At 48.3% G+C, this 20,263-nt stretch carries 20 protein-coding genes and 2 pseudogenes; 5 read left to right on the plus strand and 17 right to left on the minus strand.

Going from position 1 to position 20,263, the window contains the following annotated elements:
- Positions 1–15: 15 nt before the first annotated feature.
- Positions 16–1,551, plus strand: a complete 1,536-nt coding sequence (gene tnpC / locus ACQUTD_RS17625; RefSeq protein WP_001000409.1) for an IS66 family transposase — start codon at positions 16–18, stop codon at positions 1,549–1,551.
- 40 nt (positions 1,552–1,591) lie between these two features.
- Here the strand turns inward: tnpC and ACQUTD_RS17630 are convergent.
- From ACQUTD_RS17630 to ACQUTD_RS17705, 16 genes and pseudogenes are all read right to left on the minus strand, one after another.
- Positions 1,592–1,807: pseudogene (locus tag ACQUTD_RS17630) on the minus strand (hypothetical protein); the annotation flags it as partial.
- Positions 1,808–1,870: 63 nt separating this feature from the next.
- Positions 1,871–2,227 carry a helix-turn-helix domain-containing transcriptional regulator gene (locus ACQUTD_RS17635; RefSeq protein ID WP_106672346.1) on the minus strand — a complete coding sequence of 119 codons (357 nt, stop codon included), beginning with the start codon at positions 2,225–2,227 and terminating at the stop codon, positions 1,871–1,873.
- Positions 2,224–2,556 (minus strand): type II toxin-antitoxin system RelE/ParE family toxin, encoded by a 333-nt coding sequence (locus ACQUTD_RS17640; RefSeq protein WP_045336808.1) that lies wholly within the window; start codon positions 2,554–2,556, stop codon positions 2,224–2,226. Before ACQUTD_RS17640 ends, ACQUTD_RS17635 begins: the two co-directional genes overlap by 4 nt.
- Positions 2,557–2,645: 89 nt before the next feature.
- On the minus strand, positions 2,646–3,092 hold the full coding sequence (locus ACQUTD_RS17645; RefSeq protein WP_045336810.1) for a hypothetical protein: 447 nt from the start codon (positions 3,090–3,092) through the stop codon (positions 2,646–2,648).
- 120 nt (positions 3,093–3,212) lie between these two features.
- Positions 3,213–5,129 (minus strand): ParB/RepB/Spo0J family partition protein, encoded by a 1,917-nt coding sequence (locus ACQUTD_RS17650; protein WP_106672348.1) that lies wholly within the window; start codon positions 5,127–5,129, stop codon positions 3,213–3,215.
- 327 nt (positions 5,130–5,456) lie between these two features.
- Entirely contained in the window at positions 5,457–6,728 is a 1,272-nt protein-coding gene (locus ACQUTD_RS17655; RefSeq protein ID WP_106672349.1) for a Y-family DNA polymerase, read from the minus strand.
- Positions 6,728–7,156: a translesion error-prone DNA polymerase V autoproteolytic subunit gene (gene umuD / locus ACQUTD_RS17660; RefSeq protein WP_106672351.1), complete on the minus strand. Its 429-nt coding sequence runs from the start codon at positions 7,154–7,156 to the stop codon at positions 6,728–6,730. The genes ACQUTD_RS17655 and umuD overlap by 1 nt, the downstream gene beginning before the upstream one ends.
- Positions 7,157–7,484: 328 nt before the next feature.
- Positions 7,485–7,790: a hypothetical protein gene (locus ACQUTD_RS17665; protein ID WP_473277373.1), complete on the minus strand. Its 306-nt coding sequence runs from the start codon at positions 7,788–7,790 to the stop codon at positions 7,485–7,487.
- A 95-nt stretch (positions 7,791–7,885) separates the two neighbouring features.
- Positions 7,886–8,266 carry a hypothetical protein gene (locus ACQUTD_RS17670; protein WP_473277374.1) on the minus strand — a complete coding sequence of 127 codons (381 nt, stop codon included), beginning with the start codon at positions 8,264–8,266 and terminating at the stop codon, positions 7,886–7,888.
- 9 nt (positions 8,267–8,275) lie between these two features.
- On the minus strand, positions 8,276–8,863 hold the full coding sequence (locus ACQUTD_RS17675) for a DUF6012 family protein (protein WP_106672356.1): 588 nt from the start codon (positions 8,861–8,863) through the stop codon (positions 8,276–8,278).
- 5 nt (positions 8,864–8,868) lie between these two features.
- Positions 8,869–9,285: a hypothetical protein gene (locus ACQUTD_RS17680; RefSeq protein WP_106672358.1), complete on the minus strand. Its 417-nt coding sequence runs from the start codon at positions 9,283–9,285 to the stop codon at positions 8,869–8,871.
- A gap of 85 nt (positions 9,286–9,370) precedes the next feature.
- Positions 9,371–9,838 carry a thermonuclease family protein gene (locus ACQUTD_RS17685; protein ID WP_106672360.1) on the minus strand — a complete coding sequence of 156 codons (468 nt, stop codon included), beginning with the start codon at positions 9,836–9,838 and terminating at the stop codon, positions 9,371–9,373.
- A gap of 9 nt (positions 9,839–9,847) precedes the next feature.
- Complete coding sequence (locus ACQUTD_RS17690) at positions 9,848–10,336, minus strand: lytic transglycosylase domain-containing protein (RefSeq protein ID WP_106672362.1); 489 nt, start codon at positions 10,334–10,336, stop codon at positions 9,848–9,850.
- Positions 10,312–10,926, minus strand: a complete 615-nt coding sequence (locus ACQUTD_RS17695; protein WP_106672364.1) for a prepilin peptidase — start codon at positions 10,924–10,926, stop codon at positions 10,312–10,314. The genes ACQUTD_RS17690 and ACQUTD_RS17695 overlap by 25 nt, the downstream gene beginning before the upstream one ends.
- Positions 10,927–10,929: 3 nt before the next feature.
- On the minus strand, positions 10,930–11,349 hold the full coding sequence (gene pilM / locus ACQUTD_RS17700; protein WP_473277375.1) for a type IV pilus biogenesis protein PilM: 420 nt from the start codon (positions 11,347–11,349) through the stop codon (positions 10,930–10,932).
- A 13-nt stretch (positions 11,350–11,362) separates the two neighbouring features.
- Entirely contained in the window at positions 11,363–12,478 is a 1,116-nt protein-coding gene (locus tag ACQUTD_RS17705) for a tyrosine-type recombinase/integrase (protein WP_106672367.1), read from the minus strand.
- Between the two features lie 812 nt (positions 12,479–13,290).
- Here ACQUTD_RS17705 and ACQUTD_RS17710 point away from each other — a divergent pair.
- A protein-coding gene (locus ACQUTD_RS17710) for an IS3 family transposase (RefSeq protein WP_473385720.1) occupies positions 13,291–14,438 on the plus strand; the annotation gives its coding sequence in 2 pieces (ribosomal slippage) (positions 13,291–13,528 and positions 13,528–14,438; 1,149 coding nt in all).
- Between the two features lie 369 nt (positions 14,439–14,807).
- The gene (locus ACQUTD_RS17715) at positions 14,808–15,941 is read left to right on the plus strand and encodes a glutathione-independent formaldehyde dehydrogenase (RefSeq protein WP_088222276.1); all 1,134 of its coding nucleotides are present in this window, start codon (positions 14,808–14,810) and stop codon (positions 15,939–15,941) included.
- Between the two features lie 149 nt (positions 15,942–16,090).
- Here the strand turns inward: ACQUTD_RS17715 and ACQUTD_RS17720 are convergent.
- Positions 16,091–16,761 (minus strand): annotated as a pseudogene (locus ACQUTD_RS17720) (IS3 family transposase); the annotation flags it as partial.
- Positions 16,762–16,883: 122 nt separating this feature from the next.
- Between ACQUTD_RS17720 and ACQUTD_RS17725 the strand changes: the two are divergent.
- Together ACQUTD_RS17725 and ACQUTD_RS17730 are read left to right on the plus strand one after the other, a co-directional pair.
- Positions 16,884–17,312: an NAD(P)/FAD-dependent oxidoreductase gene (locus tag ACQUTD_RS17725; RefSeq protein ID WP_254915065.1), complete on the plus strand. Its 429-nt coding sequence runs from the start codon at positions 16,884–16,886 to the stop codon at positions 17,310–17,312.
- A 169-nt stretch (positions 17,313–17,481) separates the two neighbouring features.
- On the plus strand, positions 17,482–20,133 hold the full coding sequence (locus tag ACQUTD_RS17730) for an excinuclease ABC subunit UvrA (RefSeq protein WP_212817374.1): 2,652 nt from the start codon (positions 17,482–17,484) through the stop codon (positions 20,131–20,133).
- The last annotated feature ends 130 nt before the right edge of the window (positions 20,134–20,263 follow it).

Raw genomic sequence — 20,263 nt, forward strand, 5'->3', positions numbered from 1 at the left:
GTAAAATACAGGCTTATGAACGATACCTCTTCTGACGACATCCTTCTGCTGAAACAGCGCCTGGCCGAACAGGAAGCGTTGATCCACGCCCTGCAGGAAAAGCTGAGCAACCGGGAACGCGAAATAGACCATCTGCAGGCGCAACTGGATAAGCTGCGCCGGATGAACTTCGGCAGTCGTTCCGAAAAGGTATCCCGCCGTATCGCGCAAATGGAAGCTGACCTGAACCTGCTGCAGCAGGAAAGCGATACGCTGACCGGCCGGGTGGATGACCCGGCAGTGCAGCGCCCGCTGCGTCAGACCCGCACCCGCAAACCGTTCCCTGAGTCACTCCCACGGGATGAGAAGCGGCTGCTGCCGACTGAGCCGTGTTGCCCGGAGTGCGGTGGTTCGCTGAGTTACCTGGGTGAGGATGCCGCCGAACAGCTGGAGCTGATGCGCAGCGCCTTCCGGGTTATCCGGACAGTCCGTGAAAAGCATGCCTGCCGTCGGTGCGATCGCATCGTTCAGGCCCCGGCTCCTTCGCGCCCCATCGAACGGGGGATCGCCGGACCGGGGCTGCTGGCCCGAGTGCTGACCTCAAAGTATGCAGAGCACACACCGCTGTATCGCCAGTCGGAGATCTATGCCCGCCAGGGTGTAGTGTTGAGTCGTTCTGTACTGTCGGGCTGGGTGGATGCGTGTTGTCGTCTGCTGGCACCGCTGGATGAAGCCCTTCAGCACTATGTCCTGACCGACGGCAAACTCCATGCTGACGATACGCCTGTCCCGGTGCTGTTGCCGGGCAATAAGAAGACGAAGACCGGGCGCTTATGGACGTACGTTCGAGACGACCGCAACGCCGGATCAGCGCTGGCCCCCGCAGTGTGGTTCGCTTACAGCCCGGACAGAAAAGGTATCCACCCTCAGACCCATCTTGCAGGCTTCAGTGGCGTACTGCAGGCTGATGCCTACGCCGGGTTCAACGAGCTCTACCGCGACGGCCATATAAAGGAAGCCGCGTGCTGGGCCCATGCCCGCCGAAAAATCCACGATGTTCACGTCCGTACCCCGTCAGTCCTGACGGAGGAGGCGCTGAAACGGATCGGCGAGCTGTATGCCATCGAGTCGGAGATCAGAGGTAAAAGAGCAGAGGAACGGCAGGCAGTCCGGCACCAAAAAGTGCTGCCGCTGCTGGCGTCACTGGAGGGGTGGCTGCGGGAGAAACAGAAAACCCTCTCAAGGCACTCAGAACTGGCGAAGGCGTTCGGGTATGCGCTGAACCAGTGGCCGGCGCTGATCCGCTATGCAGAAGATGGCTGGGTGGAGGTGGATAATAACATTGCCGAAAACGCCCTACGACGGGTCAGTCTGGGGAGAAAAAACTGGCTGTTCTTCGGCTCGGATCATGGTGGTGAGCGCGGTGCGTCACTGTACAGTCTTATCGGGACGTGCAAATTAAACGGCGTGGATCCGGAACGCTATCTGCATTATGTACTTGATGTCATCGCCGACTGGCCTGTGAACCGGGTGGGTGCTCTGCTCCCGTGGCGGGTTACTCTGCCTGCCTGACCAGCTTCACTTCGTCAATACGGTTCTCACTGCACGCTTACGGACCTGCAACTATACGCGCTACTTCATTGTTCAGCCGTTCTCCTCGCCAGCCGAAAGCAGCCAGCCGCTTGCGGATACGCGCAATGGGGAAATTATTATCGGAGTGACGAGGAAAAAGAAGCGTACCGTCCTCATTACGTTTGACGCCAAACATATCCAGCGACTGCCGGATCATTACTGTTTGTGCTGGAAAATATTCACGTAAGCTTTCCATCAGATGCCCTTCTATAGACGCCGTAACGGCAGCGGAACTTAACCGATTAAAATTTACAGTATTTCAATGAGGGGCTTTACTTAGGGTCAGCTTTAAACCTGCCACAGAAGCGAGTTGCGCTAAAGTCGTAATGGTAGGATTGCCCTTTTCAGATAATGCACGGTATATACTTTGCCGGGCTAACCCTGTCTTCTTGGCTGCTTCGCTTATACCGCCTCGCGCTTCTAACACACGGCGTAACGCAATGAGAAATCCGCCTAAACCGCCTTCTTCGTTGATCTCTTCGAGCGCGGTCTTTAGGTAGAGCTCAGCATAATCAGGATCGGCGCGTAACTCTTCAATCATGAGTTTGTCACGGTCTACTGCCGGTTCGATTGCGACCGCCTTGTTGGCGATCTCCTTTTTACTCGCTGCTGTCATTTTTTCGCCCTCGCTTTAAAGTCTTTGAGGTATTCAACTGCTTTATCTAAATCGGCGTCCTGCGTTTTTTTCGTTCCGCCGACGTATAACAGGATGATTTCACCGTCTTCTATCGAGTAGTAAACTCGGTAGCCTGGGCCATAATCAATTCGTAACTCCCAGACGCCATCCCTTTCAAATTTATGATCTCCAAAGTTACCCGCTTCGGCCCGGTCAATTCTGGTGTCTATCTTCGACGCAGCGATACGGTCTTTTTTCTTGAGCTTTGTTAACCAATCACTAAATGGTTTATCGCCATTTGTATCCTGGTAGAACTGAGATTTATACATCCCGTTTCCCCTTACTCCCTGATTCACTCCATTGTCACTTATAAGAGACATAAAATCAAGTGAGTGTAACTTAAAAGAGTCACTTTCTTTTAGCGCTTTGGTCCCGCCTTTTTTTCGTATACGAAAATTTCGTTCTCGAGTAGTGCGGCATGTATCCAGCCAGCTGCAGTCAGCCGATCCAAAGCAGGGGAGAGCTTACACAGCTTTTCAACATAACCTTCATCAGGCAATGACTTCCCGGAACGGACCTGGATAGCTGCAACGCCAGCCCACTCACTTTCAGTTCCGGGAACCCAGCCAGACTTAAGAAGCAGATTCAGCATTGCTTGTGCCGCCCATGCAGGTGACTTTCCTGTACTGGCCCAGTCTGTAAACGTGTTTCCCGGGAGCATACGAGGCTCATTAAGTAACCCGACACAAACAGCCTCATTAACAACCTGCTCAATGGCTAGAGCCGGTGATAACCCGCACCGGATTGACCACTGCTTTGCTATTTGCATGCGGAAACTGGCAGCCAGTTTTGAAAAATCTCGCATGAACTATTCTTCCTCCACTTCAATGCCATCTTCCAGCGTTATACCGTGCCAATCATCGGCCCAGCTGGTGAATCCCGGCGAAAAGAGGGCGGCAAATGCATGCCCCCCCCCCCTCGATAATCACATAAAATCAGGAACCCATTTAATTCCTTCGATCAGTTGCTCAGCGCGCTTAGCTGCATCACCTTTTTTGAAAGCCATAAACTCGTCTTTATTAACGCTGACGCCAGCCTGAGTAAGTTGGTCGATCATTCCTTCTTTCTTGAGACGACTCCATAAGTTTTGAGCTGAAGGTTTCCAGTACTCATGAATATCGAAGTTCATTGCAAATTCGAGTTTTTGAAGATTACTTTTCTTCTTGGGTTCGTACTGAGATACGGAACCGTCCAGCGTAGCAGCGACACAGAAAGCCTGTAGCTCGAGTAACTGGTCTGTTCCTAATGACGTCAACAGTGTGAAATCGTCCTCCCAACCTTTAGGGAGTGATTCGGACCACTTGGCCTTAGCCATTCTAAGCTGTTTAACTGCCTCACCATCTTCGCAACCAGGGGCGGCTTCGATCATCGTGCGAGTTGTTTCCTGAATGGTGAAGCAAGCTGGATTCTGATGATAACCAGCGCTGAAAACTGACAGAGCAAGCTTCTGAACGGTCAGAGCCAATGCAATTTCCGGCTTTTGTAGCAAAGCTGCCTGGACTGCCAAAGTGCGTTCACATGACAGTGATCTGGCCAGCGCAGCTGAAACTTGTGTGACAGGAACGACCGTACCATCAGTGTTTACTTTTACGGCTTTGTTTTCTTTACTGGCTTTATCAACAAGCTTCATCAACCCACGCGTAAAAACAATATCGCCATGATAGCCAATTGAAACAATGACGCCACGCTGTGATTTGTATTCCTGGGTGAACTCGGCCGCATCCAGTATTTCGGTCTTCTGCTGTTCAAGCTCATTACGCTCTTTTGATAAAGGACGAAGGGCTTCCCATTTTTCTTCACCTATGAGTTCTTCGGCCTCTTCCATTGCAAATTTAACATTTTCGAGCTTATCGTAAATAGCATCTAACTGATTCTGCTGTTCTGTAGTAAATGCGTAATCTTCAAGCTGAGGTCGCGGGAACTCATAACGTTTTGAATCATCCCCCCAACTCTCAAGACGCTCCTGACTACCGTACCAGCTCCATCCCTCATTATTAGCGACTTGCTCAGCGAGCACTTGCAATTTATTAAGTGCCAGCTCCTGAACAAGGGACGGATTCAAAATATAACCACCATGACTTTCATGCTGCGTGAAGAGATCATGTTTAATTTCACCACCTGCATCACGGTAAGCATCTATACCAACGACTTTGATATACTTGTTATCGCTAACAGGTTCCTCTTCATTCAAAGCCAGACGGCGCAAGTCCTTCGGACTCTTATCATAAGAACAATTTTCCCATGCTTTTAACTGGAGGTCGTGGTCGTCAGTAATGCTCAAAGCAATTAACTGATTTAATGAAATTTTATTATTCCTCAGTAACTGCATTAACTCAGGAGCCATGTTAGCTAGCTTCATCAACTTCCTGACATAGTAGGCTTTATAGCCAAACTTGGCAGCAATCACTTCTACTGAATCACCATTATTAGCAAGTTCGTTGACGGATACGATCAGGTCTGACAGATGCATATCAACGCGGTCATTGTTTTCGGAGACTGAGACTACAAGCGCATCAGCTTTATCAATGAAATCAACGCGTACAGGATAATCATCGTCAATTGCACCAACACGATGGAGGTAATCAAGAGCCATAAGTCTACGCTGACCTGCGGCGACAAACCAACAGTCCTGCTCAACTTCGTCATCGCTGAACACAATTAAGTTTTGTAAAAGATTACGCGCTGCTATTGATCTCGCAAGACTAATAATACCGCGTTTAAAATTTAACGTATCAACATTATGTTTGCGGGCATTAAGTGATGTCTGACGCAGTTTTTTATATGGTACAGTAGAAGAAACAGTATTGATATTGCTGGTAGTGGAAGCGGTATTATTTAACATGTTAGCTCTCCTTTGAGAATGGCCAGTGCCGGAAGTGAACAACAATGAATCCACAATGGACGTTCATTTGTCATTTCAATAATGATATTATGCCAGGATAAAACATTAAAAACAACCAAATACAGCACAATAATTAATATTTATTTCAATGGAATAACACACTGAATAATTCAGAGCAGTTATATATATTCCTTTATTCAGTCAATAACTAAATCGGGGGACCCTCTGGGTTCCGATTTAGTTGTTTACTGAGATTTTAGAAATAACCTATTTTTTGGGGGTGGTCGCCCACAGGGAGGCCCCCCCATACCAGACGGATTTAATCTTTTATAACTTTGCAATCGGAATTTCGTTCCATCTGGTCGTATAGGCTGGTGACAGCATTTCTCGCTTCATCTGCCACTCTGGGGCAATGCCTCGCCCGGCAAACCAGACTTTGCCTTTCCCAGAATGGTTGATCCCATCCAGAACCTTCATCAGCGCGTCGCTGTGCTCCCGTGGCTGTACCTCATCAAAAAGATTCAACTGGGACACACCACTTGGAGTGAAGTCGTTCAACATCACGCCTGCTTTTGCATAACGACGTCCATCTAGCCAGATACGGCCGAGGGCCTTCACTGCAGCGTTAATAATGTCGCGGGTATCGCGGGTTGGCAGCAGAAGCTTTTCGCTGGCCACATTGCCGTAATACACCTCGTTAACTGCGAAAGGAGAGGTTTTTATAAATACCGATACGTGCCGGCAGAACTGTTTCTCTCCACGCAGCTTTTCGGCCGCGCGTTCGGCGTATTGGCAAATAGCCTGCCGCAGCGATTCGTAGGACGTGATGCGCTCTCCAAATGAGCGACTGCAGACTATCTGCTGCTTTGCGGGCGGTGCCTCTTCAAGAGATATACAGGCCTCACCGTTCAGCTCGCGCACTGTACGCTCCAGCACCACGGTAAAGTTCTTGCGTACAAATGTCGGGTTCATGCGCGCCAGTTCTAGCGCAGTTTTAACGCCATACGTATTCAGTTTTTTTCCGATGCGGCGGCCGACGCCCCAGATTTCCTCCACCGGCTGCAGCGAGAGTAGTTTTTCCGTTCTCCTTGGATTGCCGGGAGTAAGGGCCAGTACGCCACCAAACTGTGGCCACTCTTTCGACGCCCATTGCGCGCTTTTAGCCAGCGTTTTGGTCGGGCCCATCCCTACGCCAATTGTCAGCCCCGTTCCGGAGCGGACGTGCTCGAGCAGCTGCCGGCCAAAATCCTCATAATCGATGCAGCTGTCTATACCGCGGATATCGAGAAACATCTCGTCGATACTGTATTGCTCGACGCGAGGGGCAAGTTCCTCAAGATGTGCCATGACCCGATTGCTCATGCTGGCGTAAAGCTCGTAGTTGCTGGAGAAGGTGATTACGGGCTCTGGGAACTGCATTGCTTTCAGCTGGAACCAAGGAATACCCATCCGAATCCCCAGCTGCTTTGCCTCTTTCGAGCGTGCGATCACGCAGCCATCATTGTTGCTGAGAACGACAATAGGTCTATTTCTCAGGTCCGGTCGGAAAACCTTCTCGCAACTCGCGTAAAAGCTGTTCACGTCGGCCAAAGCAAACATCAGTCTCGCCCCCGGGTTTTGTGGATGAAGGCTGTCACCACCCCAAAAATCTGAAGATGATCAGGATCTGGCCAGAGAGTAGGGTAAGAGGGATTCATCGCCTGCAGTCCCGGTCGGGGTGTTAGTAGCAGTTTTTTTACAGTGAACTCACCGTCGATTTCGGCTATTACGATATCGCCGTGCTGAGGTCGTTCGGCCTTGTCCACGATGAGCAGATCCCCGCTGTGGAGTCCAATGTCTCGCATCGAGTTGCCGATGGCCCGGACAAAGTAAGTGGAGCTGCGTCTCTGTATGCAATACTCATTCAGGTCCAGCTCAGACTCTGTGTAATCAGCTGCCGGCGAAGGGAAACCAGCCTGGCATCTTTCCAGGAAAAGAGGGAGTGTAAGTCTTTCTGGTGTGAATGCCGCTGAATGGATTTGGAGCATAAGCCCTCCTTAGAATACTGTACACATATCCAGTATTATTGGAGTTTTTGGAATTCTTGCAAGGGTAGAATCTGGAACTTTACCTAATCGACTGTTTTTTAACAGCTTAAGCATTACTGAGTGGTGTTGAGGATCGTCGAAGGTGAGGGAAGGGGGACAAAGCACGAGTGGAGGCTGTAGCCATTATAGTCTTGCCGTGAAAGCGGCAAGACTATGAGGTGATGGTGTAAACATGATTTCTTCAATATCAGGTCAAACTCTTCAGGCGATATTTCCGAACGCTTAACACCTCTCTTCAGGCGCTACATTTTGTGGCGTTTACTAGCTATCACCATTTATGGCCCCATACATATGCCAAGCAAAGCTGTAATGAAAGATTATGTTTAGTCGACATAAACTCTGCACATTGATCATCATCGAAAACTGGTAGTCCATCGTTTACTTTAAGAAGGTGAGGGTTTTCATTTCGCTCTTGATCCAAAGTTCTTCTATCGAAAATTCCGCTCGAAGTAATACCGACCAGATCCATATAATGCCACTGTGCGGTTTCTAATTCATCAAGAATCTTTTTAGGGTTTTCAATTTTAGAAAGCAAATTTTCCAGCTCATGTTTTGCCTGTGCTTTTTTCATCATTATTTTCCGTTTAGAGTAAACGCCTCTGCTACCTGACATTTATTTCAGGTGGTGGAGGGGTTGGACAAGAGAAACGCGTCAGGTCTGTTAGTGGGTCAAGTTCCATCCTGGATTGAATAAGGGAAACTTATTTGCACATCACTGACATCGTTATCAAACCATACATCAAAGAAGTCATGCGATTGTTCATAAAAACCATGCTCACGAAAAAACTTTTCGTCGAGTTCTTTTTGTTTTGCGAAAGTATGCTGCATAAAAGTAATGAATTGCACGTTACCCGGATCAACAAAACCCTTCACATATTGTCTTCCTTCTCGCTGAAAAGATTTTTGCCAGTCGTGAGAATCAGTAAAAAGTTGTTCAAGCGTAGCTAAATCGGTTTTACCAGAAAAAAACAGACCAGACAAAGAGCCGTAATTACCTACGTGTAAATCAACAAAACAATCATGAGTAAAATCAATTTTACTGAAATCCATTACAATCACCTATATAATAATCGCCTGATCTGACGAAGGCAGTCGCCTGAACATAGAGCAATCACTATTCAACCGTTCTGATTGAATGGTATGCAGTAACAGGCTTTCCTCTCTGGACAAAAGAAAATCTCCCCAGCTGTATTCCTTCCACACATCATGTGTTTCTTTACCAGGTTTATTTAAGAAGGACTCCATCTTCGGCTGGATTCTTACCGGAGCCAGATTTTCATAGGCGGAATGAACTCGACTTTTCCATTCATCAAAACCACCATTTAACATTATATCTTGTGAAACCATATCAAACTCATCATCTTCAATATAGGTCGTCACTCGATGCTTAATCATCCCCAAGTTTTCTATATCCCACAGATAGTCAGCGGTAAAGGATTTGAGGTGTTTATCAGTATTCAGTAAAAGCCCATTGATAGCCTTTCTGCCTTTTATCATCCCTACCCAAATATTTTTATTAGGGTGTGGCCGGCCAGTCGACAGTGCATCGCCTTCAAGTTTGAAATCCAGTTCAGGAATAGTTATTGATTCAAGGTGACACTTGTTTAACATAAGGTGAAAAAGAGTCGGAACTATATGTATATACATAAACTTTATCGCCTCTCAGGAAAACTAATGGTGACACCCGTTGCATTACTTGTCTGAAAGACATCCATCAAATCATAAGCTATCAACCATTCTTTAAACTGAGAGGTGACATTCTCGCTATCAATGAAAAGAGTTAGGTACTCAAATTCATCTGTTTCAAACAGAGGTTGTAAATCACGCCCATTGACAATAGCGTAAGCTGTTAGCCACTGAATATCATTCATATCTGTTATTTTCTTTACAGCAAGTGACTCAGAACATGGCAACGCCGTAAATTCAGAAAATGTTAACTTACCACCACTATTGAATCGTTCTCTAAGTACGGCGCTTTCTGCTGTGACAACGTTTAATTCAACTTCAAGAAGGATATGATCATCAAGCAAACAGTTATTAAGGGCATGTTTCTCTTTATCAGTTAACATAGTTTAAAATTCCAATTTTCTTATTAAACGTGACACTACCTTAAATTTATTTAAGGCAGTGGAGGGGGTGGACAAGCAAAGCGCGTCAGTTGTTTTTAATTCGCCATTCCCACGGAGGAAGAGGATCACTGTCAGCCCACAGGCCGCGCTTTTGTTCCTGCGCTTCTTTTTGCAGGTCTGGAAGTGATTTATCTGTGTTGTACTTGTCGTAAACCCATGCAGCACCATAAATCACCATAGTGCGATTAACATTGATAAACTTTGTTTCAACCATACCCAGAACCCGCCCGTAACGATCGGTATTTTGATACGTCACCTTAACGGGATTTCCTGCAACAAGTGTCTTAAGTTGATTCGTTGACCAGCGACCAAAAGGCTGCTTCTTTTCAGGTGCATCAATATTCAATAACCTCACTCTGACAGGATTCTGCTCGCGTAAGACTTCGATTGTGTCCCCGTCAAGCACCCGGACCACACTCCCCTCAAATTGAGTCGCACTTGATACGTGGGGATATATATAGAGAAGTGAAACAAACAATAAAAATAGTTTCATTTGAAATTATCAACCTTCACCGGTTAAAACGAGATAGCGCGCGTACACCTTTTTAGCATATTTAAGTCTGAACGGTGCATTAGCGCCTTTAAATCCCGCGTTATAAGCGCCTACAGATTCCCAGTTCACACCGTTAGATGCTATGTTCTTTGCAAGAATCCACGCTCCTACATATATATTTTGACACGGGTTATCCATTAAATCATTGCGTGTGATACCCATAACAGACAAAGTTGGAAACCAGGACGAATTTATTTGCATTAATCCCACATCTTCACTAACAACCTTTCCTCCACGTTTATTTAAACCAATAGCCCTGGGATTCATACTGCTCTCTACTTCAGCAATCGCTATAAGTAATCTGTGATCTATCTGAAAGCGTTCCGATGCCTTAACAAAGCAATGATGGAATCCTCCAGATGCAGGAGGACTATTAGCAGCAAAACTTAAAAAGGAAATGAAACAAAGACCAATCAAAGAAAACCTAATAGTGAACATACGTTAAACCCTGTAAAAGTGAAGTAAGCAACAGTCACAAGGGGTATCTGCTTAACCCATTGCATGAAAAACAACATAAAGAAGAGCGTAATTAACATTATTACCGCTGCGTATTCAGGCGAAAGCAATAATCCTATAGAAGGAAACACATAATAATCACCTGAAGCTATCCATGTTTCTTTTTTCACTATATAGCCATACAAACTTAAGATAACAACTGGTGCCATATAAAAAGCCATAGCAATTAATGAGGTAAATACATCTTTAGTGTGTAGCGAGTATACCGAAACAATGACTAAAAGATAAATGATTAAATCAGGAATCCATCGCTTACAAACATCAGTGTAAGCTGCTATTGCAAGGAGTCCAGAAAATATAAGGAGAATAATATCAGATGAAAGATAAAAGACTAAACCGACGATCGAGAATAAACCTAATGCAAAAATAGGAAAACTTGTAATTTCTTCTTTGTCATTTTGCAACTCAGTGCAACTCTCTATCGCTTTTCGTTTTGCTCTTGTATAGGAGAAAGGAAAGCAAACACAAACAACAAAGGAAGTTAGCGGTATCAATAATAAATAATGAATCATGTTTCATCTCACATAAACAATATATCCTGAAGGTATAAAAGCTGGTTTTGGAAGAGTACCAGCATTAGTCTTTATGGATGTCCCGTCACTCACACCCAGGAGCGCACTATTATCAGTAGCTTTCTTTAGCTCAGATAAAACACCACCTTCAGATGGCATGAATACGTATCCATATCCATTATTAATATACATTCTGATATCGCCATTGACTGGTGTCCAGGCTGGCAAACTAACTTTAACTGTTACATCCCCATTTCCAGTACTATTGGATGAATAGTAGCTGTCGAATGCTTCCGTATAGACTAAAAAGGATTTTGCAGCATTCGCTCGCAGTGACTCATTAAAACTTTCATTTGAAGTATTTGAATTTTGATAAAAAGAAACCAGTAACACCATAAAAGCCACGACTAGCATTGCTTTCATTTCGTCCTCTCTTTCACATTAAAGGATTAATTAGAACTACACTTTCATCAATTCGCCCCAGCTGGCCAGGGCCCGGTATCCTCCTTCCTGACTGCGCTGCAAGAGCTAAAATTTTCAACAATGACATTGATGCGTTTGAAATTGCCTCTTGTTTACTTTGCCCATGAGCCACAACTTCGTCAAAATCAATAAAGGAGACCTTATACCCCTCTGATATGCTAATTACTTGCGCGGGGTAGGGTACAAAATAAGACGCAATTCTATTAACTCTTTTACCTTTGGCGTCAATTTTTTTCACCAACTGATAAGCCTGTAGATGGGTATAGCGTTTAAGCATAGCAAGTGATTTATGACCGGTAATTGATGCCAATTCAAGTAGATTTAATGTTCCGAGCTCAGCAAGTCGGCTGATAGCTTCGTGACGTAAATCATGAAACCTTAAGTCTACAATTCCAAGTTCCTTTATGCGCTTCCTCCATTTTGATTTTAATGAATTTGAAGTGAATTTAAAGACACGACCTCTGGCTTGAGGTTCTAGAGTTAGTAAAAGCTCTCGAGCTTTCTTCGAAAGAGGCACATCCCTCCATGTACCATTTTTGGTTTCAGGCAGATGAGCGGTACCAACGCTTAGATTTATATTTTTCCAATCCAGACTAAGGATCTCACCTTGCCTCATAGCGGATTCAATCGCGATATGAAAAATAACATAAAGTTCATAATCATATGTTTCAAAATCATTTGATATTATTTTTTCTTCTTTCTTTGACAATCTTCTTTCACGGCCTTTCCCAATTTTTGGTTTTCTTACAGCAAGGACAGGATTGTTATTACAGTATCCCCATTCAACCTGAGCTAATTTAAATACAGAGGACAATAAAGCAAGCTCTAACCGAACTGTATTGGGTGATATTTGCCTCTTCATTTTTTCATTGAATGTTGCCAATCTCTCATCGCGATAATGAGATATATCGACCGAAGTTATTTCACACATCTTTTTACTTGCCAACTCATATTTTTTTATGACATTAGCCCTATATAGCTCCTGCATCCATCCCTTCTTTTCGCAAGACACTATATTGATGTATTTATCCAGCACCCTACTAAGAGTAATCGCTCCTTTTTTAGACATTTCCCAAATTTTCCTAAAAAAAGGAGGCACTTTATAGCTGTTTACAAAATTGTCAATCCGGTGTCTGGATAGGTTCGGCAAAAATCAAAATGAACACTGTTTTGGGAGAGACAACATGCGCCAATTCAACGGCAGTGTTTGCCTATTGTCCTGCTGGTCAAACGGCGATTGGTGGCTCCTATGCCCTCCGTGGATGGTCAAAAGGATCTAATCATAACTCGCCTGACTCAATGGCTTTAGATCCTGCTCAGAACCGTTTTTACCTTACAACACCGAACAACTCTCAAGGTCAAGCTTGCTTTCAAGCGATAGTAAACTGCGCTATAGAATAAAATTGTCAATCCGGTGTGTGGAGCGCGGCAGCAGGAAAGCCAAAGTTATCGACTTTTACTCTTACACACTATGGTAGTTCCTTTAACTACAGCAACGTTGGTATTCATGATTTTTGCACCTCACAGTATGGCAACGAGAACGACCGGGATGATTCATGGAGAGGCGTTCAGTTGCTAGGTGATGGCAGTTGGCAGATCGCGGTCAAAGACGGCTCAGAGACAATCATGTGCTTAGATTGGTAGATAACAAGCCTTGCTCGTATGTCGGCTGCAAGGCCTGTTTTATCAATCCAAACAGCTCACCCAGCAGGTTTGGGTACTTGAACCGTTGTAACCTACCATATCTAAAAACCAGTCATTTCCTGATGGCCTGATCTTACATGTTCCGTTATCTCCGGCGCTCATCAGGCCTGATACTGAATCGCCACGGGTTTAACAGACACCTCAGAGTCATTTAAGATGGCTTAAAGAGAGGTGCCCATGAGCGGTAAGCGTTATCCCGAAGAGTTTAAAACTGAAGCAGTCAAACAGGTTGTTGATCGCGGTTATTCTGTTGCCAGCGTTGCAACACGTCTCGATATCACCACCCACAGCCTTTACGCCTGGATAAAGAAGTACGGTCCGGATTCTTCCGCTAATAAAGAACAGTCAGATGCTCAGGCCGAGATCCGCCGTCTCCAGAAAGAGCTGAAGCGGGTTACCGACGAACGGGACATATTAAAAAAAGCCGCGGCGTACTTCGCAAAGCTGTCCGACTGAGGTACGCCTTTATCCGTGACAACACCTGTTGCTGGCCTGTTCGCCTGCTCTGTCGGGTGCTGGATGTTCATCCCAGTGGTTTTTACGCCTGGCTTCAGCAGCCGCATTCACAACGCCATCAGGCAGACCTGAGACTGACAGGACAGATTAAACAGTTCTGGCTGGAATCGGGATGCGTCTATGGTTATCGCAAAATCCATCTGGATCTGCGGGACAGCGGGCAACAGTGCGGAGTGAACAGAGTCTGGCGACTGATGAAACGTGTCGGGATAAAGGCTCAGGTCGGATACCGGAGCCCGAGGGCACGTAAAGGCGAGGCCAGTATCGTGTCGCCCAACAGGCTCCAGCGACAGTTCAATCCGGATGCTCCGGATGAGCGTTGGGTAACGGACATAACCTACATCAGGACCCACGAAGGCTGGCTGTATCTTGCCGTGGTTGTTGATCTGTTCTCACGCAAAATTATCGGCTGGTCCATGCAATCCCGGATGACAAAGGACATTGTCCTGAACGCACTGCTGATGGCTGTATGGCGGCGTAATCCCCAAAAACAGGTGCTGGTTCATTCGGATCAGGGCAGTCAGTACACAAGCCATGAGTGGCAGTCGTTCCTGAAATCACACGGCCTGGAGGGCAGCATGAGCCGTCGCGGTAACTGCCATGATAATGCGGTTGCAGAAAGCTTTTTCCAGTTGTTGCAACGCGAACGGATAAAGAAAAAGATCTACGGAACGCGGGAAGAAGCCCGCAGCGATATTTTTGATTACATCGAAATGTTTTATAACAGTAAACGTCGGCATGGTTCCAGCGATCAGATGTCACCTACAGAATATGAAAACCAGTATTATCAACGGCTCGTAAGTGTCTAGATTATCCGTGGCGATTCATATTGCCTGAAAACACAACCCGCTACGGTGAGACTTACCCGAAATCTGATTTATTCAACAAAGCCGCTTTCTGTTTGTCTTCTGCGAAATTACCTGAACCGCCTCTATGCTGAGTCATAATATTTCCTCTTCATGAGTAATCATTAACATGATACATCAGTCATCATGTGCGAGTTGCGTTATTAATCGTAGGTCATAATAAATTACACGCAAGCGCATCGGTATAAAGTGAGCCATGTTAAAAATTCATGCTATGTTTAAAATGATCTTATCTTGCGTGGAAAAAATAAGCGCAACGAGATTTAAAACCAGCATGATTATTATTAATCGATTCAATCCAGAGGTGTAATTATGAGAGCAATCATTTATAACGGCCCGTTTAACGTAACGGTAAAAAATGTTCCTGACGCAAAAATTGAGCGCCCCGGTGACGCGCTTATCCGCATCACTACCACGAATATCTGTGGTTCGGATCTGCACATGTACGAAGGCCGCACCAGTTTTGAAGAAGGGCGCATTTTCGGCCATGAAAACATGGGAGAGGTCGTTGAAGTCGGCAAAGGCGTTGAGCGGGTCAAGGTGGGAGACCGCGTCTGTATGCCGTTTAACGTCGGCTGCGGCTTCTGTGAAAATTGCGAAAAAGGCCTGACCGGTTTTTGCCTGACGGCTAATCCGGGAAGCGTTGGCGCCGCCTATGGTTTTGCTGAAATGGGCCCCTGGGACGGCGGGCAGGCAGAACTGCTGCGGGTCCCCTTTGCCGATTTCAATTGTCTGGTGCTGCCGGAGGATGCCTCAGAAAAAGAGGAAGATTATGTGATGCTCTCGGACATCTTTCCGACAGGCTGGCACGCGACCGAACTGGCGGGATTGCGAGCGGGCGAAAGCGTCGCTATTTATGGGGCGGGTCCGGTTGGGTTGATGGCGGCTCACTCAGCGCTGATAAAAGGCGCATCGCAGGTGTTTGTTGTGGATACCCACAGTGACCGTCTTGCCCTCGCCGAGCAACTTGGTGCAACACCCGTTCATGCTGCCGGAGATGAGGCCGTACAGAAAATACTGGATCTGACCGACGGCAGGGGCACCGACTGCGGGTGTGAATGCGTGGGATACCAGTGCTGTAATAAGCATGGTCATGAAGATAACAGTGCAACCATGAACAGCCTTGTCGCGTCAACTAAAGCCACGGGCGGAATCGGCGTGGTTGGCGTATTTGTCCCGCAGGATCCTTCTGCTGCAACCGATCTGGCTAAAGAAGGCAAGATGCCTTTCGATTTTGGCAGTTTCTGGTTCAAGGGCCAGTCAATCCGCACCGGACAGGCAAACGTGAAGGCCTACAACCGACAGCTTGCACGACTGATTCACCACGGCAAAGCCAGCCCTGGCCAGATTATTTCGCATCGTCTGAGCCTGGACGAAGCGCCTGAGGGCTATAAAAATTTCGACAGCCGTACCCCCGGCTGGACGAAAGTGGTCCTCAAACCCTGAAGGCGTGGACAGCCCTTACAGAAAGCCTTGTGCCGATTGCTCAGGGCTTAACCGGTTGGCTCACCCACGTTTAGTCTTTTTCATAGGCTGGGCTCCTCAACGCTGCTTCGCTTGAACATCAACCCATGACTGCCAGGCTTAAACATCTTGACCCAGACCGGGTTGGCCCGGACAACGGTGAACTGCCGCTGCACGCGATTAGGAGCAACGACTGAAGGCCTGCCAGCGATACGACGTGGCGCTTTATAGCCGCGCACAGCTTTAATCCGGTTCAGTTGCATGATCCGACCCACCCGGTTTTTACCACAGGTTTCCCCGATTTCGTTCAGATCGTCATGAACCCGCCGGTAACCGTATACGCCTCCGCTCAGGGAATATGAGTCGCGGATAAGCATCAGCAGGCGCTGCTTATCTTTATCACGCGCCGAGACAGGGTTATGCAGCCACGCATAGAACCCGGCCCGGGCGACATTCAGTACCCGACACATCGTCATCACACCCCATACAATTCGGTGTTCATTGATAAAGCGGTACTTCAGTCGGGCTCCCTTGCAAAGTACCGCGCGGCCTTTTTCAGGATATCCCGTTCTTCTTCGGTGCGTTTTAGCTGCGCCCGGAGTTTCAGGATCTCGCTTTTAGCTTCCAGTAAATCCCGGGCATGCTGCTCGCTGTTATCAGGTTTGATAGCCCGTAGCCACTTGTAGAGGCTGTGTGCAGAGACGCCCAGACAGTCAGATACTTCGGCGACGGAATAACCGCGTTCCGTTATCTGACGGACGGCTTCTTCCTTAAATTCAGGTGTAAATCGTGGTGTGCCCATACGCTCCTCCTATACTCAAACTATAGGGCAGGATCGTCTCCCGGGGCGGGGTCAGTCCAGATCGGGCCGGCCGGGTTATTGTGGGCGCTGACCTCGCGCTCCCCCGACACCCGGACATCTTTGTGATTGGTGATACAGCCGCTGTGACCGGTCAGGACGGTAAGGTGATCCCCGGCATTGCGCCGGCCGCCAAACAGGAAGGTCAGTACGTGGCGAAACTGATTAGATCCCGTTTAAACAATGACAACGCTGCCATCAAACCTTTCCGATACCGGCATCAGGGTAACTTGGCCACCATCGGTCGCGGGCTGGCAGTGGTCGATATGGGACGGTTCAAACTCCGGGGAGCACTGGCGTGGTGGTTCGGGAAGATTATTCATCTGTATTTTTTAATTGGTACCCGAAACCGCCTGAGTGTCTCCATCAGCTGGGTCTGGAACCACAGCGTCGCGTACCGGGGAGCCCGCATTATCACGGGAGCCAAATCTCCGGTCCCGGGTACGCCGCCAGCCAGTTCTCATACAGAAGGCGGATCCGCAGGGTACCGCTGAAACTTCAGCGGTGTCCCACATGGTACCACCGGGCCCAGCTTCAGCAATCTGTTTCCGGTCACACAAACGCTTTTTTCGACGGGCTTTCTGATCGAGCGGTCCGGCACACCAGATACCGTCACAAGAGGTGGCCTTATTAAGAGCGGACACACCTAACACAGGAAATTCTATGGCAAAGAAACTTTTCGGTTATCATCCCATCCTTACTGACGACAGCAATTCAGTTGTGATTCGCGGTGCTCGCGAGAACAACCTTAAAGACGTGGATGTTTCCATTCCGCGCAACGCATTGGTTGTTTTTTCGGGTGTGTCAGGCTCGGGTAAGTCTTCACTGGCCTTTGGCACCATTTATGCTGAGGCGCAACGGCGCTACTTTGAATCGGTTGCCCCTTACGCTCGTCGCCTCATTGATCAGGTCGGGGTTCCGGATGTGGATGCCATTGACGGACTGCCGCCAGCCGTTGCGCTTCAGCAACAACGCGGTGCCAGTAACGCGCGCTCCTCTGTCGGCAGCGTGACCACCTTATCCAGTCTGGTGCGAATGATGTACTCACGGGCGGGCGCTTATCCTGCCGGACAACCGATGCTGTATGCCGAGGATTTTTCTCCCAACACGCCGCAGGGGGCATGCCCTTCTTGCCATGGTCTGGGCCATATCTATGAGGTAACTGAAACACTGATGGTGCCCGATCCCTCACTTAGTATCCGTGAAAGGGCTATTGCTTCCTGGCCCCCGGCCTGGCACGGACAGAATCTGCGGGATATTCTGGTGACGCTGGGGTATGACATCGACACTCCCTGGAAAAATCTGCCAGCGGAAGACCGTCAGTGGATCCTTTTTACCGAAGACACCCCCACGGTACCGGTTTTCCCGGGACTGAGTCCGGAAGATACGCGCGAAGCCGTCAGGAAAAAAATGACGCCGGGTTATATGGGGACCTTCACCGGGGCACGTCGTTATGTGCTACATACCTTCGCCAGCACGCAAAGCGCGTTGATGAGAAAACGAGTCTCCCGTTTTATGGAAGGCAAGCTGTGTCCGGTCTGTCACGGGAAAAGACTGAAGTCAGAATCATTGTCCGTCACCTTTGCCGGTGTGGACATTGGTGAATTTATGCAGATGCCCTTAGACCAGCTGGCGGAATTGCTCCTTCCAATCTCCCGGGGGGATTTCAGTGCCAACCACGCCGGCGCAGATGCCGACAGGGATATCACCCGTCGGGATCGGACAGAGCGTGCTGCATCCGGAAAAGCGGTCCATTCCGTGACACCCGATGTCCGCCGGACATCGGCGTTATCGGAAGAGAAACGACTGGCGGCACAACGGCTGACCGGTGGTGTCATGGCCCGGTTGTATCAGTTGCAGAAGCTGGGGCTGGGTTATCTTACGCTGGACAGAGCAACCCCAACTCTATCTGCCGGAGAGCTTCAGCGACTGCGTCTTGCCACGCAACTCAGTTCGATGCTGTTTGGTGTGGTCTATGTTCTTGATGAACCGTCTGCGGGTCTGCACCCCTCAGACAGTAAAGCGCTTTACGATGCGCTTGAGAACCTTCGTGATGCCGGCAACTCGGTGTTTGTCGTTGAACATGATCTTAACCTGATGCGACGGGCGCAATGGCTTGTTGATGTGGGACCGTCGGCTGGTGAACAGGGAGGACATGTTCTCTACAGTGGAATTCCTGAAGATCTGAAAGCCGTCACCCAATCTCGTACCGCGCGTTATTTATTTGATGAAGTCCGGCCACCACAATCTTTTGCCCGTATCCCATCCGGGTGGCTGAAACTGCAGGGGATCCATCGCCACAATCTTAAGTGGATCGATGTTGATATTCCTCTGGGTGTGCTGACAGCCGTGACGGGAGTCTCTGGCTCCGGTAAATCCAGTCTGATTGCCCAGGCCTTACCGGAACTGGTGCTTTCTTCACTTGGCGGTGAGCCAGAAGACGTGCTTTCCGAAGCCAGCGACGCTGAGGGGCCATCCGTAACGGAGAAAACGTACGGTACCCTGACCGGTGATACCGGACTGGTAAAGCGTCTGGTTCAGGTTGACCAGAAACCGATAGGCAGGACCCCCCGTTCAAACCTGGCGACATATACCGGGTTGTTTGATCCTGTTCGTAAGCTCTTTGCCGGAACGACTGACGCCAAACTCCATCATTACGATGCGGGTCAATTCTCTTTCAATGTGGCAAAAGGCCGCTGTGCAACCTGTGAAGGTGAAGGATTCGTCAGCGTGGAGCTGTTGTTTATGCCGAGCGTGTATGCACCGTGCCCGACCTGCCATGGCGCGCGGTATAACCGGGATACTCTCAGGATCTGCTGGCAGGACAAAAATATCGCGGAGGTCCTGCATATGACGGTGGATGAAGCCAGTCAGTTCTTTGCGAATGAAGAACCAGTGGCTCGTCCCCTCCGTCTGCTGAGTGAAATTGGTCTGGGCTACCTGCGTCTGGGACAACCAGCAACCGAGTTATCCGGAGGGGAGGCGCAAAGGATCAAGCTGGCAACCGAACTACAACGTAGCCAACGTGGCCACACGTTGTATATCCTAGATGAACCGACAACCGGCCTGCATGCTTCAGACGCCGACCGCCTCCTTGTGCAGCTGCAGCGGCTTGTTGATGCAGAAAATACGGTGATAATGATTGAACACGATATGCGGGCGGTTACTCAGGCAGACCAGGTTATCGACATCGGTCCTGGAGCGGGACATGAGGGAGGACGCCTGGTTGCCGCAGGAACTCCCGAACAGGTATCGCAGGTCAAAGAAAGCCGTACCGCACAGTATATTGCCAGGGAACTCTCACGGAACGGTTAAAAAGGGCTGTGTCGTCATTGCGTCAATGGCGGCACATTCCCGGCGTGTTCTGTATCAGTAATCTCCCGCAGGTATATTATATTTATTGTGATACTTGGACTAACGAGAAATTTGTCAGTAATGGATAACA

This window comes from Enterobacter sp. K510 (genome assembly GCF_055804875.1).